At 69.6% G+C, this 20,644-nt stretch carries 1 protein-coding gene (running past one end of the window); it reads left to right on the top strand.

The window, feature by feature from the left end:
* Positions 1 to 20,644: the end of an LEPR-XLL domain-containing protein gene (locus J2W78_RS16975; protein ID WP_301288599.1), read on the top strand. 28,235 nt of this gene lie to the left of the window's left edge; the window shows 20,644 of its 48,879 coding nt (coding positions 28,236-48,879); its start codon lies off the left edge, out of view; its stop codon occupies positions 20,642 to 20,644.

Here is a 20,644-nt window from a genome sequence, read left to right as displayed (position 1 = left end):
CATCCGGGCCGGCTCGCTGTCGATCAACCTCGGCGACGGCGTCAACTCGGCCAATCTCGTCGGCGGCTATGACATCGCGGGGGCGATGGAGTTCGTCACCGGCAGCGCCGATGACGTCATCATCCTGAACGGCGGGATTAAGGCCGGCAGCTACACCCTCGACGCGGGCGGCGGGAACAACAGGATCACCCTGGCCGGCAGCTACACGGTCACGAACGCGCTCACGATCAGGACCGGTTCCGGCAACGACGAGATCGACCTGCGGGGCAGCTACAAGGCCGGCTCAATGTCCGTGAATGCGGGCGCGGGCGACAACACCCTGACGTTGACCGGCAGCTACAAGATCGACGACGCCTTCACGATCACCGCAGCGGGCGGCGCGGACACGCTGACCGACCTGCGCGTCGCGAATGGCGCGGTGGAGAAGGCCAGCGTCGAGGCGAAGTCGCTCGCGATCGACCTCGGCGACGGCGCCAATACGGTCACCCTCGCCGGCATGTACCGTATTGTCGGCGCCTTCCGCCTCGCCACCGGTTCGGGCCTCGACATCGTCAGCGATCACCGCAAGGCCGGTCAGACGATCACGGATGCGCTCGACCTGACGGCCGACACCATCGCGATCACGCTAGGCAACGGTGCCAACCAAGTCGCGCTCGCCGGCACGCTCGCCGCCGCGGACAGCTTCAGCCTGGTTTCGGGCTCGGGCAACGACACGGTGGTCGATGCCGCGCTCGACGGCACGACGCTGCTCAAGAGCGCGACGATCACGGGCAAGACCATCGATGTGAATCTCGGCGCGGGCGACAACGCCCTGACGCTGCTCGGCACCACGATCGCCACCTCGACCCTGGCGCTGACCAGCCTCGGCGGCCAGGACCGGTTCGCCCTGCGCGGCCGGGTCCGCGCTGCGGCCACGGCCATCCGGCTCGGTGCGGGCGACGACAGACTCGACCTCGCCGTCAGCGAGATCGCCGGCAACACCAAGGTCTTCGGTGAGGACGGCGCGGACACGATCAACGTGGATCGTCTGCCTTCGCTCACCAGCAAGACCGGCAGCGTCACCGACACGCTCGACATCGACGGCGGCCAGGACACGGACACGATCCGCATCCAACTGGCCGGCGCCTCGTCCTACCGCATCAACGTGACGGATTCCGGCGATGCCGACCGTGGCATCGACACCCTGACGATCCTCGGCACCGATGCCGCCGATCAGTTCCTGATGCGCCGCAACTTCGTCGCGCTCGTCCATCCGAATGCCGACGGCACCTACCCGGTGAACGCCGTCGTCGAGCGGATCAACTACGACATGAGCGTCAACGGGCGCGTCATCGTCGAAGGCGGGAAGGGTAACGACCGCTTCGCGATGGACGACAACGCCGCGCTGATGACCATCGACGGCGGCGAGGGCAACGATTTCTTCCAGGTCGGCCAGGTCTTCGCGACGCCGCGCGACGTCCCCAACGGACTGCTCGTCGAGGACGCGTTCGAGACGACGAAGCTGTCCTTTGGCGGCTACCTGTCCCGCGGTATCTCGATCCCGGCAGTGATCTACGGCGGTGCCGGCGACGACACCTTCCAGATCTACTCGAACAAGGCCGATCTGCGCCTTGAGGGCGAGGACGGCGACGACGTCTTCATCGTGCGCGCCTTCGCCACCGCGTCCGAGAACAAGATCAAGCTCAATGCCGGTGCCGGCAACGACCGGATCGAATACAACATCAACGCGCCGCTCGACATCGATGGCGGCTCCGGCTTCAATAAGATCGTCGCGCTCGGCACCGAGTTCGCCGATACCTTCGTGGTGACCCGTGACGGCATCTTCGGTGCCGGCCTGTCGATCCGCTTCACCAACATCCAGGCGGTCGAGGTCGACGGCCTGGAGGGCGACGACACCTTCTACGTGCTCTCCACCCCGGCGGGCGTCGTCACCACGCTGATCGGCGGCCTCGGCAGCGACACCTTCCACGTCGCCGGCGACGTCAGCGGCGAGGTCGTCGCGCGCGACGCCAAGGGCAACTCGGCCGTCATCAACCATACGATCTCCAGCACCGATCCGGCCTTCAACGGCCTGTTCGTGCCGGGTATCAACGCGTCGGTCTCGGCGGCCGATGCGGGCTCCGTCAGCGACGGCGGCGGGCTGACCCTGCGCGAGGATTCCAGCATCACGACGCCGGATGCCGTCGGCAGCAGCGTCGGCACCTACAAGATCGCGCCGCCGGCACCGAAGACGACCGGCCTGACCAGCACCGATTGGGCCGTGGTCACGGTTTCGGCCGCGCAATCGTCGGCGCAGATGCGCGCGCTGGCCGGCAACGCGAGCACCGTCGAGATCTCCACGGACGGCATCACCTGGGCAGATGCGCTGACGCTGCGCTTCACCGCCGTCCTCGACAACATCAGCAACACCTACGTCTGGAGTGCCGACCGGACGGTCTTCGTCCGCGCCAAGTCGGACACGGCGCTGGAGGGCGACCAGAACGTGGCGATCGGCCACTCAGTGATCAGCTCCCATGCGGAGGTGAACGGCACCTTCGTTCGCAACACGCTGGTCAAGGTCATCGACAACGACAAGCCGGGGCTGATCATCGTCGAGAGCGGCGGCGGGACCTCGGTCATCGAGGGCAACGGCAACAAGCCCCAGAACAAGGACAGCTACACCGTCGTCCTCAACAACGCCCCGCTGGTCGGCGAAGAGGTGCGTGTCACGCTCAACGTGTCGAGCACGGAGGTCGCCTTCACCGACGGCAACGGTACGCCGCTGCCGCGGGACGGCAACGGCCGGGCCTATCTCACCTTCACGCTCGCCAACTGGAACCAGCCGCAGACGGTGCTGGTCTCCTCGCCGGCAGACCTGAAGCCCGAGAACCGCTTCGTCGCGGAGATCACCCACACCGTCACCAGCACGCTGAACGGCACGGCGACGGAGGGCTTCTTCAAGGCGGCGCTCGTCGGCCAGCCGGTGGTGCGGGTGCAGGTGACCGACGGCAACACCGCCGGCGTGGTGGTGACGCCCAAGGAGGGCGGCGTCGTGGTGACGCCGAGCCAGACCTCCCATTACGACGTCGTCCTGACCATGCAGCCGAAGGCGCCGGTGACGATCACGCTGGCCGGAGACGGCCAGACGATCACGTCGAGCGCCGACAGCCGGTTCAAGGCGGCCGACGGCACCAACCCGGCCACCATCACCTTCACCGCGGCGGATTGGGACCAGGCCGTGCGGGTCACCGTGGCGCGCGACCCCAACGGCGCGCGGACGACCTCGGACCTCAAGACCTTCTCGCGTCAGCCGCACGAACTCAGCGCCATTGAGGGACCGCTGGTCCTGGAGGGCGGCGTCGGCCCCGAGAGCCGTTCGCTGACCCCGGCGATCGTCCTGCCGGGCGAGAACAACCCCGTCGTCAACCGCAACATCGTCGATGATGGCTTGCCGGACTTCGACAAGGTCACGCTCTACAACGACTCCACGACGGCGGGCGTCTCCGGCACGGTGAGTGCTACGCATATCGACGGCTTCGGCATGTCGACGAACGACGTCACCACGGCGACGAGCACGAACAACACCGTGCGCACCTTCGAGGGCGGCGTGACCTATAGCGGCATGCGGTCGGTCGAGCTGCTGCTCGGCTCCGGCGCCGACACGGTCACGGTGACCGGCACGGCCGTCGGCACCCTCACCGCGATCCATGGCGGCGGCGGCGCCGATACGATCAAGGTGACCGGCTCGCAGGGTACGCTCGCCCTGTTCGGCGATACCACCGCCGACGGCAGCCGCTACGACTCCACCTTCGCGAAGCAGACCGGACGCGCCTACGGCTTCCGCGATGAGGGAACCCTGGATCGCGACAACACCGTCGTCAGCCTCAACGACATCATCGATGCCTCGGGTGCGACCGGCCTCGTCATCATCGACGGCGGCGCCGGTAACGACACGATCACCGGCGGCAAGGGGCGCAACATCATCGCCGGCGGCACCGGCAACGACACGATCGTCGGCGGACCGGCCGCGGACACCATCCTCGGTGATTCCAGCCTCAACCTCGACGACGTCCGCCGCATCGTGACGATCGCCGATCCCTTCATCGATCAGCCGCGGGCCGCGGGCACCGACACGATCGATGCCAAGGGCGGCGACAACGTCATCGTCGGCGATCACGGCCAGATCTGGCAGGACGGCTCGGCCACCGCGGGCATCGCGCTCGAAGGCACCCACGTCGTCAGCCGGATCGTCTCGACCTTCACCGGCATCGGCGGCGGCGACACGATCACCGCGACCGACGGCAACAACATCGTCATCGGCGGCTTCGGCGCCGACACCATCACCGCGGGTGCGGGCAACCACGTCATCCTCGGCGACAACGGCGAAGCCGTGTTCGAGAACGGCGTCCTGACCAGCCTGCGCAGCATCGCCGGGACGACCGGCGACGCCGACACGATCAAGGCGAGCGACGGCGACACTACGATCATCGGCGGCGCCGGCAAGGACGGCATCACCGTCGGCAAGGGCACGCATGTGATCCTCGGCGATACCGGCGAGGCGCGCTTCGTCCCGGGTACGCGGATCATCAACGGCGTGACCGTCCCGGTCCCAGTGCTGACCAGCATCAAGACCACGGACAACGAGGCGGCCGTCGGTGACGACGACAGCATCGAGACCGGCGACGGCAACGTCACGGTCATCGGTGGCGCGGGTGCGGACCGGATCACGCTGGGCAAGGGCACGCAGGTCGTGCTCGGCGACAGCGGCTCGGCCACCTTCACGAACGGTAGGATCGCGACCATCACCTCGGTGGCGACCGGCATCGGCGGCGGCGACACGATCACCGCGTCCGACGGCGACACCACGATCATCGGCGGCGCGGGCGCCGACGCGATCGAGGTCGGCGCGGGCAACCACGTGATCCTCGGCGACAACGGCCGGGCCGTGTTCACCGCAGGTGCGCTGGTTTCGATCGAGAGCATCGATCCCGAGATCGGCGACGACGACACCGTGTCGGCCAAGGACGGCAGCGCCACGGTCATCGGCGGCGCGGGTGCGGACCGGATCACGCTCGGCAAGGGCACGCAGGTCGTGCTCGGCGACAGCGGCTCGGCCACCTTCACGAACGGTAGGATCGCGACCATCACCTCGGTGGCGACCGCGATCGGCGGCGGGGACACAATCACCGCGTCCGACGGCGACACCACGATCATCGGCGGCGCAGGCGCCGACTCCATCGATGTCGGCGCGGGCAACCACGTGATCCTCGGCGACAACGGCCGGGCCGTGTTCACCGCAGGCGTGCTGGTCTCGATAGAGAGCATCGATCCGGGCATCGGCGGCAACGACATCATCACCGCCAAGGACGGCAACGTCACGGCGCTCGGCGGCGCGGGTGCGGACCGGATCACGCTGGGCAAGGGCACGCAGGTCGTGCTCGGCGACAGCGGTTCGGCCACCTTCGCGAACGGCAAGATCCAGGACATCACCTCGATCGCGACCGAGATCGGCGGCAACGACACGATCACGGCGGCCGACGGTGACACCACCATCATCGGCGGTGCCGGCGCGGACGGCATCGATGTCGGCGCGGGCAACCACGTCATCCTCGGCGACAGCGGCAAGGCCCGCTTCAGCGCCGGAGCACTGGTCTCGATCGAGAGCATCGATCCGGGTATCGGCGGCGACGACACCGTCACCGCCAGGGACGGCAACGTCACGGTCATCGGCGGCGCGGGCGCGGACCGGATCACGCTGGGCAAGGGCACGCAGGTCGTGCTCGGCGACAGCGGCTCGGCCACCTTCGTCGCGGGCATCATCGAGACGGTGACCTCGACGGCGACCGAGATCGGCGGCAACGACACGATCGAGGCCACCGAGGGCGACACCACGATCCTCGGCGGTGCGGGCGCGGACACAATCAAGGTCGGCGCAGGCAACCACGTGATCCTGGGCGACAGCGGCAAGGCGGTGTTCCGCAACGGCCGCGCCCAGCGCATCGAATCGATCACGCCCGAGGTCGGCGGTGCCGACATCATCACGGCTGAAGACGGCGCCTCGCAGATCATCGGCGGTGCGGGTGGCGACACCATCACCACCGGCGCGGGCAACCACGTCATCCTCGGTGACAGCGGCGAGGCCGACTTCACCGTGACGGTGACGAACGGCATCACCACCAGCGTACTGGCGCGCATTGCCACCACCGCGCCCTCCATCGGCGGAAGCGACACGATCACCTTCGGCGCGGGCAACAACGTCGTGCTCGGCGGCATGGGCGGCGACACGATCAGGGGCGGCGACAAGGGCGCCATCATCCTGGGCGACAACGGCATCGTCACCTTCGATGCCCTCGGCCTGATCCAGCGCGCGCTCTCCTTCGACACCGCGATCGGCGGCGACGATACGATCACCATCGGCGACGGCAACAACGTCGTGCTCGGCGGTACGGGCCGCGACACGATTACCATCGGCGACGGCAACAACGTCGTGCTCGGCGACAGCGGCCAGGCCGATTTCGAGGCCGGCATCATCGTCGAGATCGCGAGCATCAGCCCGGAGGTCGGCGACAAGGATACGATCGCGCTCGGCAGCGGCCGCAACACCGTCATCGGCGGTGCCGGCGGCGACAGCATCACCGCGGGCATCCGCAACGGCGTGAAGCTCGGCACCGGCACCAACGTCATCCTCGGCGATGCCGGTCATGCCCGGCTCACCACCGCCGGCCTGCCGATCGTGGTCGAGACGACCTACAACAACGTCGGTGGGGACGACACGATCACGGTCGGCGACGGCGTGGCCGTGATCCTCGGCGGCTCGGGCAGCGACCTCATCTCGGCCGGCAATGGCCGCAGCACCGTGCTCGGCGACAACGGTGGAGCGACTTTCGACGCGCAGGGCCGCGTGCTCCAGGCTGCGACCACCGCCGCCACGGCCGGCGCGCGCGACGAGATCGCCCTCGGCGATGGCGGCAGCGTCGTCATCGGCGGCGTCGGGGCCGACAAGATCCAGACCGGCTCGGGCGCCGACGTGATCCTCGGCGACAACGGCAGCGCCGTGTTCGTGAACGGGATCCTGGTCTCGATCGAGACGATGGAATCCACCTTCGGCGGTGGCGATGCCATCGTGGCGGGCGAGGGCGACAACGTGGTGTTCGGCGGCGTCGGGGCCGACGACATCACCACGGGGGCCGGTCTCGACATCATCCTCGGCGACGACGGCGCAGCGACCTTCGCGCAGGGCAAGCTGGTGCGCGTCTCGACCAAGAACGAGAGCGTGGCGGGCGACGACATCATCCGCGCGGGCGACGGCGACAACGTCGTGCTCGGCGGCTCGGGCAGCGACACGATCACCACCGGCATCGGCGCCGACCTCGTGTTCGGCGACAACGGCGCCGTCGACTTCGTGGACGGCGTCCTGCGCGAGGCTCTCAGCGAGCGCGTCGGCGGTGGCGGTCGCGACACCATCGTCACCGGTGCGGGGGCGGACCTCGTCATCGGCGGCCTCGGCGGCGACACCATCGATGCCGGCAAGGACGATGCGGACGCCGACATCGTCTTCGGCGACAACGGCCACATCATCTTCGACGCCCTCGGCCGCGTCTCGCTGGCCGAGACCGTCGATCCGACGCTCGGCGGCGACGATGAGATCCTGGCGGGCGCAGGCGCCAACCTGATCCTCGGCGGCGCGGGTTCGGACACGATCACCACGGGTGCCGGCGCGGACATCGTGCTGGGCGACAACGGCAGCGTAATCTTCGCAGGTGGAATCCGCCTCGAGGCCAAAAGCGACCTGTCGGGCGGTGCGCGCGACACCATCGTCACCGGTGCCGGCGCCGACCTCGTCATCGGCGGCCTCGGCGGTGACACGATCGATGCCGGCAAGCTGGATGCCGACGACGACATCGTCATCGGCGACAGCGGTCACATCACCTTCGACGAACTGGGTCGCGTCATCCGCGCGGAGGCCACCGATCCGACCGCCGGCGGCGACGACAGCATCGATGTCGGCGGCGGCAACAACATCGTCATCAGCGGCGCGGGCTCCGACACGATCACTACGGGTGCCGGCGCGGATGTCGTCCTGGGTGACAACGGCTTCGTGACCTTCACAGGCGGAGTCCGCCTTGAGGCCAAGAGCGATCCGGCCGGCGGCGCACGCGACACGATCCGGACTGGTGCCGGCGCCGACCTCGTCATCGGTGGCCTCGGCGGCGACATCATCGATGCCGGCAAGGACGATGCGGACGACGACATCGTCTTCGGTGACAACGGCCACGTCACCTTCGACGAGCTCGGCCGCGTCAAGTTCGCTCAGAGCATCGATCCGACCAGCGGCGGCGACGACAGCATCGAGGCCGGCTCCGGCAACAACATCGTCCTCGGTGGCGCGGGTTCCGACACCATCACCACGGGTTCGGGTGCCGATGTCGTTCTGGGCGACAATGGTGCGGTAACCTTCTCAAGCGGAATCCGCCTCGAACTGACGAGCGGCCGTGACGGCGGTGCTGCCGACACGATCACCACCGGAGCCGGCGCGGACCTCGTCCTCGGCGGCCTCGGCGCCGACACCATCGATGCCGGAAAGAATGATGCCGATGCCGACATCGTCTTCGGCGACAACGGCCATGTGACCTTCGACGGCCAGGGCCGTGTGAAGCGAGCCGAGAGCCTGGATTTTGGCCTCGGTGACGACGACAGCATCGATGTCGGCGGCGGCGACAACATCGTCGTCGGCGGCACCGGTGCCGACCGGATCACGGCGCTCGGCGGAAACGATGTGGTGCTCGGCGACGACGGTCGTGCCACCTTCGAGTCCAGCGGCCGCGTGAAGCGGGCCGAGAGCTTCGACCTCGGCTTCGGCGGCAACGACACGATCGATGTCGGGGCCGGTGACAACGTGGTCATCGCCGGAGCCGGCAGCGACGTCGTGACGGCGCTCAGCGGCAACGATGCGGTGATCGGCGACGGCGGCTATGCCGAGTTCGAGGCCGGCGTGCGCGTGGTCTTCGTCTCGACCGATGCCACGGGCGCCGGCAACGATCGGATCGCGGTCGGCGACGGCGACAACGTCGTGCTCGGCGGCTCGGGCAACGACACCATCACGACCGGCGCGGGCGCCGACGTCGTGCTGGGCGACAACGGCACGATCCGCTTTGCAGGCGGAATCCGTCTGGAGATCGTCAGCGACCGGATCGGTGGCGCCTCCGACACGATCACCACCGGAGCCGGCGCGGACCTCGTGCTCGGCGGCCTCGGCGGCGACACGATCGATGCCGGCCAGACCGACAGCGACGCCGACATCGTGTTCGGCGACAACGGCCACGTCACCTTCGACGCGACCGGTGGCGTGATCCGCGCCGAGAGCTTCGATGCCGGCTTCGGCGGCAACGATGAGATCAAGGTCGGCGGCGGTGACAACCTCGTCATCGGCGGCACCGGGGCCGACACGATCACGGCGCTGGGCGGCGGCGACATCGTCATCGGCGACAACGGCTACGCGGTGTTCGAGGCCGGCGTGCGGATCGAGTTCGCCTCGACCGACACCGCCGACGGCGGCAACGACCGGATCGAGGCTGGCGACGGCGACAACCTCGTGCTCGGCGGTTCGGGCAGCGACATCGTCACCACGGGCGCGGGCGGCGACATCGTGCTCGGCGACAACGGGCTCGTCGCCTACGAGCTCGGCATCCGGGCGCGGGTGGTCAGCGATCGCAACGGCGGGGCGCGCGACACCATCACCACCGGTGCGGGTGCCGATGTGGTGCTCGGCGGTCTCGGTGCCGACACGATCGACGCAGGCCGTCTGGATACGGATGCCGATGTCGTGTTCGGCGACGACGGCCACGTGACCTTCGATGCGCAGGGCCGTGTGAAGCGGGCCGAGAGCCTCGATCCGGGCTTCGGCGACGACGACACCATCCATGTCGGCGGCGGCGACAACCTCGTCATCGGCGGCACGGGTGCCGACGTCATCACCGCGCTCGGCGGCAACGACATCGTGCTCGGCGACCAGGGCTACGCTCTGTTCGCCGCCGGTGTCCGCGTCGAGGTGGCCTCGACCGAGACCAATGACGGCGGCAACGACCGGATCGAGGCCGGCGACGGCGACAACGTCGTGCTCGGCGGTTCGGGCAGCGACACCGTCACCACGGGCGTGGGTGCGGACATCGTGCTCGGCGACGACGGTCGTGCCACCTTCGAGTCCAGCGGCCGCGTGAAGCGGGCCGAGAGCTTCGACCTCGGCTTCGGCGGCAACGACACGATCGATGTCGGGGCCGGTGACAACGTGGTCATCGCCGGAGCCGGCAGCGACGTCGTGACGGCGCTCAGCGGCAACGATGCGGTGATCGGCGACGGCGGCTATGCCGAATTCGAGGCCGGCGTGCGCGTGGTCTTCGTCTCGACCGATGCCACGGGCGCCGGCAACGATCGGATCGCGGTCGGCGACGGCGACAACGTCGTGCTCGGCGGCTCGGGCAACGACACCATCACGACCGGCGCGGGCGCCGACGTCGTGCTGGGCGACAACGGCACGATCCGCTTTGCAGGCGGAATCCGTCTGGAGATCGTCAGCGACCGGATCGGTGGCGCTTCCGACACGATCACCACCGGAGCCGGCGCGGACCTCGTGCTCGGCGGCCTCGGCGGCGACACGATCGATGCCGGCCAGACCGACAGCGACGCCGACATCGTGTTCGGCGACAACGGCCACGTCACCTTTGACGCGACCGGTGGCGTGATCCGCGCCGAGAGCTTCGATGCCGGCTTCGGCGGCAACGATGAGATCAAGGTCGGCGGCGGTGACAACCTCGTCATCGGCGGCACCGGGGCCGACACGATCACGGCGCTGGGCGGCGGCGACATCGTCATCGGCGACAACGGCTACGCGGTGTTCGAGGCCGGCGTGCGGATCGAGTTCGCCTCGACCGACACCGCCGACGGCGGCAACGACCGGATCGAGGCCGGCGACGGCGACAACCTCGTGCTCGGCGGTTCGGGCAGCGACATCGTCACCACGGGCGCGGGCGGCGACATCGTGCTGGGCGACAACGGGCTCGTCGCCTACGAGCTCGGCATCCGGGCGCGGGTGGTCAGCGATCGCAACGGCGGGGCGCGCGACACCATCACCACCGGTGCAGGTGCCGACGTGGTGCTCGGCGGTCTCGGCGCCGACACGATCGACGCGGGCCGTCTGGATGCGGATGCCGATGTCGTGTTCGGCGACGACGGCCACGTCACCTTCGATGCGCAGGGCCGTGTGAAGCGGGCCGAGAGCCTCGATCCGGGCTTCGGCGACGACGACACCATCGACGTCGGCGGCGGCGACAACCTCGTGATCGGCGGCACGGGTGCCGACGTCATCACCGCGCTCGGCGGCAACGACATCGTGCTCGGCGACCAAGGCTACGTTCTGTTCGCCGCCGGTGTCCGCGTCGAGGTGGCCTCGACCGAGACCAATGACGGCGGCAACGACCGGATCGAGGCCGGCGACGGCGACAACGTCGTGCTCGGCGGCTCGGGCAGCGACACCGTCACCACGGGCGTGGGCGCGGACATCGTGCTCGGCGACAATGGCCTCGCCACCTTTGAACTCGGCATCCGTGCCCGCATCATCAGCGACCGCAATGGCGGCGCGCGCGACACCATCACCACGGGTGCAGGCGCCGACGTGGTGCTCGGCGGTCTCGGTGCCGACACGATCGATGCCGGCCAGGCCGACGCCGATGCCGATATCGTCTTCGGCGACGACGGTCAGATCACCTTCGATGCGCAGGGCCGTGTGAAGCGGGCCGAGACCCTCGATGTCGGCTTCGGCGACGACGACGAGATCAAGGTGGGCGGCGGCGACAACCTCGTCATCGGCGGCGCGGGCAACGATGTCGTTACGGCGCTGGGCGGCAACGACGTCGTCATCGGCGACCATGGCTACGCGGTGTTCGAGGCCGGCGTGCGCGTCGAGTTCGCATCGGCCGACACCACCGATGCCGGCAACGACCGGATCGAAGCCGGCGACGGCGAGAACATCGTGCTCGGCGGTTCGGGCAGCGACACGGTCGTGACCGGCACCGGCGGCGACATCGTGCTGGGCGACAACGGCCTCGTCCGCTTCGAGGGTGGCATCCGGGCCGTCGTCCAGAGCAGCCGCGATGGCGGAACGCGCGACGTCCTCAAATCGGGCGCGGGCGCCGACGTGGTGCTCGGCGGTCTGGGCGCCGACACGATCGATGCCGGCCGCGACGATGCCGATGCCGACATCGTGCTGGGCGATGACGGTCGCCTCACCTTCGATGCTCAGGGCCGCCTGAAGCGCGCCGAGAGCCTCGACCCCACCTTCGGTGACGACGACATCATCGAGGCCGGCGGCGGCGACAACGTCGTCATCGGCGGCACGGGCACGGACACGATCACCGCGCTCGGCGGCAACGACGTGATCCTCGGCGACAACGGTTACGCGCTGTTCGAGGGGGGCGCTCGCGTCGAGTTCGCCTCGACCAATCCGGACGACGGCGCCCGCGACCTGATCAACGGCGGTGACGGCGACAACGTCGTCATCGGCTCCGTCGGCTCGGACGACATCACCACGGGTTCGGGCGCCGATATCGTGCTCGGCGACATGGGCGTCGTCACCTTCGAGAACGGCCTCGTCCGCGAGGTCTACACCACCGATGAGCGCCGCGGCGCAGGCGACGTCATCCGCGGTGGCGACGGCGACAACATCGTCTTCGGCGGCGCGGGCCGTGACGAGATCACCACCGGCAACGGTGCGGATCTCATCCTCGGCGACTTCGGCGAGGCGAGCTTCACCGGCGGACGCCTCGTGCGCGTGGCCACGCTCAATCCGAACCGCGGCGACGACGACACCATCGTGGCGGGCGACGGCGACAACGTCATCCTCGGCGGCTTCGGCAATGACAGCATCACCGTCGGCTCAGGCGCCGACGTGGTGCTGGGCGACAATGGCCTTGCCACCTTCCGCACCGACGGCAAGCGGGTCCTCGTCCGCACGACGGATGTGGAGATCGGCGGGACCGATACGATCGCGGCGGGCGACGGCGATAACCTCGCCCTCGGCGGCGCGGATGCCGACACGATCACCACCGGCAAGGGTGCCGACGTGATCCTCGGCGACTTCGGCAGCGTCAGCTACGACGCGGCCGGCCTGCTCACGCAGATCCTGTCCACCGACACGGGTCTGGGCGGCAACGACACGATCACGGCCGGCGACGGCAGCGACACCCTCCTCGGCGGCTTCGGCTCCGACACGATCACGGCGGGCGACGGTGCCAAGACCGTGCTCGGCGACAGCGGCCAGCTCGACCTTACGGCGGGCGTGCCGACCCTGATCCAGACGCTGACGCCGGTCCTCGGCGCGGCCGACACGATCAAGCTCGGCAACGGCCGCAAGCTCGTCCTCGGCGGCGCCGGCGGCGACCTCGTCGACGGCGGGTCCGGCGATGCCATCGTCATCGGCGATGCTGGGCTCGTCCGTCTGGTCAACGGCAGCCCGGTCCATGCCGAGAGCACGGATGTCGGCGTGTCCGGCGACGACACCGTCACGCTCGGCGCCGGCAACGGCGTGGTGCTCGGCGGCTCGGGTGCCGACCGGCTGACGCTCGGCACCGGCCGCTCGGTGGTGCTCGGCGACAACGGTACGGTCGACTTCGACGGGCAGGCGCGTCCGGTCGAGATCACCTCGATGGCGCCGGAGGTCGGCGGCGGCGATGTGATCGTGGTCGGCGACGGCGGCTCGGTGGTGGTCGGCGGCTTCGGCTCCGACACGATCAGCACGGGCTCGGGCTCGGACGTGATCCTCGGCGACAACGGCGCGGTGACGCTCTCGGCCTTCGTTCCGGTCTTCGTCCGCACGACGAATGCGGGCGTGGGCGATGCGGACGAGATCCGGTCGGGCGAGGGCGACAACGTCGTGCTCGGCGGCGTCGGTGGCGATACGATCGTGACGGGCTCCGGCCGCGACACGGTGTTCGGCGATGCCGGTCAGGTGCGCTTCGACGCGAAGGGTCTGGTCGAGCGGGCCGAGAGCCTGGACACGGCCATCGGCGGCGATGACACGATCGAGGCGGGCGCGGGCGACAACCTCGTCATCGCGGGCGTCGGCGCCGACAAGGTCGCGACGCTGGGCGGCAACGACATCGTGCTCGGCGACAACGGTGTGGCGGTCTTCGTCGGCGGCGTGCGGGTGAGCCTTGCCACCACCGCTCCGGCGGACGGCGGCAAGGACATCCTGTCGCTCGGCGACGGCGACAACCTCGCCCTCGGCGGCGCGGATGCCGACACGATCACCACCGGCAAGGGTGCCGACGTGATCCTCGGCGATTTCGGCAGCGTCAGCTACGACGCGGCCGGCCTGCTCACGCAGATCCTGTCCACCGATACGGGTCTGGGCGGCAACGACACGATCACGGCCGGCGACGGCAGCGACACCCTCCTCGGCGGCTTCGGCTCCGACACGATCACGGCGGGCGACGGTGCCAAGACCGTGCTCGGCGACAGCGGCCAGCTCGACCTTACGGCGGGCGTGCCGACCCTGATCCAGACGCTGACGCCGGTCCTCGGCGCGGCCGACACGATCAAGCTCGGCAACGGCCGCAAGCTCGTCCTCGGCGGCGCCGGCGGCGACCTCGTCGACGGCGGGTCCGGCGATGCCATCGTCATCGGCGATGCTGGGCTCGTCCGTCTGGTCAACGGCAGCCCGGTCCATGCCGAGAGCACGGATGTCGGCGTGTCCGGCGACGACACCGTCACGCTCGGCGCCGGCAACGGCGTGGTGCTCGGCGGCTCGGGTGCCGACCGGCTGACGCTCGGCACCGGCCGCTCGGTGGTGCTCGGCGACAACGGTACGGTCGACTTCGACGGGCAGGCGCGTCCGGTCGAGATCACCTCGATGGCGCCGGAGGTCGGCGGCGGCGATGTGATCGTGGTCGGCGACGGCGGCTCGGTGGTGGTCGGCGGCTTCGGCTCCGACACGATCAGCACGGGCTCGGGCTCGGACGTGATCCTCGGCGACAACGGCGCGGTGACGCTCTCGGCCTTCGTTCCGGTCTTCGTCCGCACGACGAATGCGGGCGTGGGCGATGCGGACGAGATCCGGTCGGGCGAGGGCGACAACGTCGTGCTCGGCGGCGTCGGTGGCGATACGATCGTGACGGGCTCCGGCCGCGACACGGTGTTCGGCGATGCCGGTCAGGTGCGCTTCGACGCGAAGGGTCTGGTCGAGCGGGCCGAGAGCCTGGACACGGCCATCGGCGGCGATGACACGATCGAGGCGGGCGCGGGCGACAACCTCGTCCTCGGCGGCTTCGGCGCCGACAAGGTCACGACGCTGGGCGGCAACGACATCGTGCTCGGCGACAACGGTGTGGCGGTCTTCGTCGGCGGCGTGCGGGTGAGCCTTGCCACCACCGCTCCGGCGGACGGCGGCAAGGATATCCTGTCGCTCGGTGATGGTGACAACCTCGTCCTCGGCGGCGCGGATGCCGACACGATCACCACCGGCAAGGGTGCCGACGTGATCCTCGGCGACTTCGGCAGCGTCAGCTACGACGCGGCCGGTCTGCTCACGCAGATCCTGTCCACCGACACGGGTCTGGGCGGCAACGACACGATCACGGCCGGCGACGGCAGCGACACCCTCCTCGGCGGCTTTGGCTCCGACACGATCACGGCAGGCGACGGCGCCAAGACCGTGCTCGGCGACAGCGGCCAGCTCGATTACGCGGCTGGCGTGCCGATCCTGATCCAGACGCTGACGCCGGTCCTCGGCGCGGCCGACACGATCAAGCTCGGCAACGGCCGCAAGCTCGTCCTCGGCGGCGCCGGCGGCGACCTCGTCGACGGCGGGTCCGGCGATGCCATCGTCATCGGTGATGCCGGCTTGGTGCGGCTTGTGGGCGGTCTTCCGGTCCATGCCGAGAACACGGATGTCGGCGTGTCCGGCGACGACACCGTCACGCTCGGCGCCGGCAACGGCGTGGTGCTCGGCGGTTCGGGTGCCGACCGGCTGACGCTCGGCACCGGCCGCTCGGTGGTGCTCGGCGACAACGGTACGGTCGACTTCGACGGGCAGGCGCGTCCGGTCGAGATCACCTCGACGGCGCCGGAGGTCGGCGGCGGCGATGTGATCGTGGTGGGCGACGGCGGCTCGGTGGTGCTCGGCGGCTTCGGCTCCGACACGATCAGCACGGGCTCGGGCTCGGACGTGATCCTCGGCGACAACGGCGCGGTGACGCTCTCGGCCTTCGTTCCGGTCTTCGTCCGCACGACGAATGCGGGTGTGGGCGATGCGGACGAGATCCGGGCAGGCGAGGGCGAGAACGTCGTGCTCGGCGGCGCCGGTGGCGACACGATCGTGACGGGCTCCGGCCGCGACACGGTGTTCGGCGATGCCGGTCAGGTGCGCTTCGACGCGAAGGGTCTGGTCGAGCGGGCCGAGAGCCTGGACACGGGCATCGGCGGCGATGACACGATCGAGGCGGGCGCGGGCGACAACCTCGTCATCGCGGGCTTCGGCGGCGACACGATCACCACCGAAATCGGCGCGGACGTCATCCTGGGCGACAGCGGCGAGGTGCTCTACACGGGCGGCCGTCTCGTCCAGGCGCGCAGCCTGGATGCCGGGATCGGCGGTCGCGATGCGATCAAGGCGGGTGAGGGAGCCAACATCGTCATCGGCGGCATGGATGCCGACGTGATCGAGACCGACTCGGGTCGCGACGTGATCCTGGGTGATAGCGGCCTCGTGCGTCGCGACGCCGACGGCCTCGCGCAGGCGGTGTCGACCGACACCGCGCTGGGCGGCGACGACACGATCCGGGCGGGTGAGGGCGACAACTTGGTCCTCGGCGGCGTTGGCGCGGACACGATCGACACCGGGGCCGGCACGGACATCGTGCTGGGCGACAGCGGTGACGCTCGGTTCGAACTCGGTGTCATCGCCTCGGTGACGACGCTCGATGCCCTCAACGGCGCGGGCGACACGATCCGGGCGGGCAACGGCGACAACCTCGTCTTCGGCGGTCTGGGCGGTGACGCGATCACCACCGGCACCGGCAACGACACCATCGTCGGCGACCAAGGCCGGGCCGGCTTCGCCGGCGGCATCATGGTCCTGCTCGAAACGATCGACCCGAATGCGGGCGGCGACGACCAGATCGTGGCGGGTAACGGCGACAATCTCGTCCTCGGCGGGATCGGTGCGGACCGCATCGTGACGGGTACGGGTGCCGACATGATCCTCGGCGACAACGGCCGGGCGGATCTCGCTCTGGTCGCGGGTCGCGCGGTGATCCGGCGTGTGGCCTCCACGGATCCGCTCGCGGGCGGCGACGACCGCCTCGAGGCGGGTGAGGGCAACGATTACGCTGCCGGCGGTACCGGTGCCGACGTGATCCTGGGCGGCGGTGGCCACGACGTGCTGTTCGGCGACCACATGCTGTACGACCGGGCTCTGCCGGTGAACCAGCGCGCGGTCTCGATCTTCACCGCAATCACCGATGGCGGCGGCAACGACACGATCGAGGGCGGCGCGGGCGACGACTTCCTCTACGGCCAGCAGGGCAACGATTGGCTCTCCGGCGGCGAGGGCGACGACGACATCACCGGCGGGCATAACGTGCTCGGCGGGGCCGACGGCGACGACCTCATCAACGGCGGCGTCGGCGCGGACGTGATCCTCGGCGACAACGGCGTCATCACCCGCAACGTGCTCGTGGACGACGTGAAGTCGGTCACGTGGCAGCGCAATCCCGGCACCTTCGCCGACACGGTGATGCGCGACGTGCTGCGCTTCGATCTCATCGACTTCGTCGGCGGCAACGACGCGATTGCCGGCGGCGCGGGCGATGACCGGATCTTCGGTCAGATGGGCGACGACCTCATCTACGGTGAGGAAGGGTCCGACGAGATCGTGGGCGGCCTCGGCCGCGACAGGATCGATGGCGGCACCGATGTCGACTATCTCCTCGGTGACGAGGGCCGGATCGTCCGCGCCTTCACCAAGGACGGCGCGGCGGTCCTCAACAGCGACGGCACCTGGCACCGCGACGTGGTGCTGGAGGAGATCGGCACCGTCACGGCCGCCATCGCCACCGACGCGCAATCGGCCGCCGCACGCACCGCCGACCTCGCCGAGAAGCTGGCGCAGGCCGACCTCGTCCTCGCGGTGGGCGCCCGTGATGGGTCGGGCACGCGCCTGACCTCAGCCACGGGGGGAGCCTGGGCGACCTCCGCGCTGACCGTCTCGCTGGCCAGGGCCGACGACGACATCATCGCGGGCGGCGACGGCAACGACGTGCTGTTCGGTCAGCGCGGCAACGACAGCCTGTTTGGCGGGGCCGGCGACGACCTGATCTACGGCGACCGCGCCTCGAACCTGTCGGAGATCGCCTCCGACAAGCCGACCATCGTCAACGCCATCCGGCTCATCGGTGCCGCGGCGGAAACCGGACTCGTTCTGCCGCTCGGCGGCGAGGTCGTGGTGCCGGCCCTCAACCTTCTGCCCGGCGCGTTCGGCGCCGGGGCACCGCGGATCGAGGTGTATCCCTCGATGGCGGGCGTGGTCTCCGACATCGCCGGATCCGATCCGATCCGGCGCGGTGACGGCGCGAAGCTCACGGTCTACGCCTCGCTGGTTCCGAGCCTCTACGGCACCAACAACGTGCTGGCGGGCAACGACGTCATCGAGGGTGGCGCAGGCAACGATACGATCTACGGCGACAGCAGCGAGACCTACACGCTCGACGTGACGGCCTACGCCGCGCTCAACGGACAGATCGACAAGGTCTCGGCCTCGGTCTCCGATCTGCTCGGTGTCTTCGCCACGCTCAGCCGCGGTGTCGACCTCCTGCAGGGCGGCCCGAGCCGGACGATCACCTACGGCAACGACACCATCACCGGTGGCGAGGGCGACGACGTCATCGTCGGCGATGCCGCCCGCACCATCGTGCAGGGCTCGGGGCCGCTGCGCAGCTTGTCTCTCGATGCCGCCCTCGCGCTCAGCGACGCGCTCTCCGACATGCGCTCGGTCATCACCGACCTCGCCATGACGGGCCGGGTCGCGCAGGCCGCGGTGACGGTGAAGCTGGAGACGATGGCGCAGCTGCCGCTGAACCAGATCCTCGCCTACGGCCTGCCAGAGGGCATGGGGAACAACCACGTGGTGTCGATCGGCAACGACAGCATCGATGGCGGCGCGGGCGACGACCTCGTGGTCGGCGACACCCTCGTGATGTTCCAGCCGGGAGTGGCGCGCGGCCTCGCGATCCACGATCCCGCGACCGCGGCCGGAGCGGCCCAGGTCGAGGCGGCCGTGGCGGCCCGTGCCGCCGAGCGGTTCTCCGCCATGCAGCAGCATCTGACGGCGGATTACCCGGTCGATCTGAAGTCGGTGGCCCTCCACTGGATCGTGTCCATCGCCTCGCGCGGCGACAGCTTCCTGAGCGGGAACGACCGGATCGAGGGCGGCGGCGGCAACGATCTGCTGATCGGCGATACCGGCTTCATCCAGTTGCCGGCCGCCAATGCGGCGCAGAGCCAGCGCGTGACGACCGCGACCCTCGCCGAGGATCGCAACCAGGTCGAAGCCCGCGTGCTCGGCACCGGCGCGACCGGCCTCGACGGGGATCTCGACGCCTGGAACCGCTCGGCCTGGGACGCCCTGGCCGGGAGCGTCGTCAGCTGGCGCAACCCGCTTTACGGCGGTCTCGCCTGGAGGAGCCCGTTCGGCTTCGGCGGCCATCAGAATCTGACTGCGGGCTACCGCGGTTGGATCGGAGCTCCGAGGGATGCCCGGCTCGACCTGCAGAGCGTGCTGTTCGACATCCGCTTCATCCTGGGCGTTCCGGACGCGGCGCAGCCGGCCTCCGGTGTCTATGCCGGCGCGATCAAGGCGGGTGAGGACATCATCTCGGGCGGTGCGGGCAACAACCGGATCTTCGGGGCGAAGGCGACGCTCGTCCCGACGGTGGATGCCAACGGTCAGATGGTCGGGCCGAATGCCTTCACGGTGCTGCTGCCCACCAACCTCGGGATGCTGCAGGGAAGCTTCACGCCGTTGATGTTCCCCAACAGCATCGGCGTGATCAACACGGCCGGCGTCGGAACGCAGTTCCTCAACTTCCACTACGGCGTCGCCGTCGCCGGGAAATGGGGTGCCACGTCGCTGGCGACCTACGGGCAGACCTACGGCGCTTCCGCTGCGAACCCGTCGGGGCTCAACGCTGCGGCGCCGCAATACGGGGTTCCGCAGGGGTCGCAGACCGGCGCGGATCAGGTCAGCGAAGGCGACAGCGGCATCAAGGTCATCGGCTTCCATAAGAAGCGGGCGATCTGGTCGTTCGATGCCGGGGTGACCCTGCCGTCCTTCTCGGCGACGGCGGCCAACACCCTCACGCCGACCTCGGTTGCCGGTCGCCCGGCCACGATCGAGGCGATCGCTCACAAGCCGCTGCTGGCCAATGAGGTGATCCGTTCCATCGAGGGCGGCAACATCGTCCTGCGCGGTGCCGACCGGCCGGCCTCCAACCCGTCGAAGTACGACACGTGGTTCTTCGACGAGGCCAAGGGCAGCTTGGTGGAGCAGGCGAAGAGCGAGGATGACATCCTCTTCCTCGCCAAGCGCTTCGGTGATCCGACGCTGCCGACGAAGTGA

The organism is Methylorubrum extorquens, assembly GCF_024169925.1.
Taxonomy (GTDB): Bacteria; Pseudomonadota; Alphaproteobacteria; order Rhizobiales; family Beijerinckiaceae; genus Methylobacterium; species Methylobacterium extorquens_A.
This window is presented reverse-complemented; position numbering and strand designations above follow the sequence as displayed.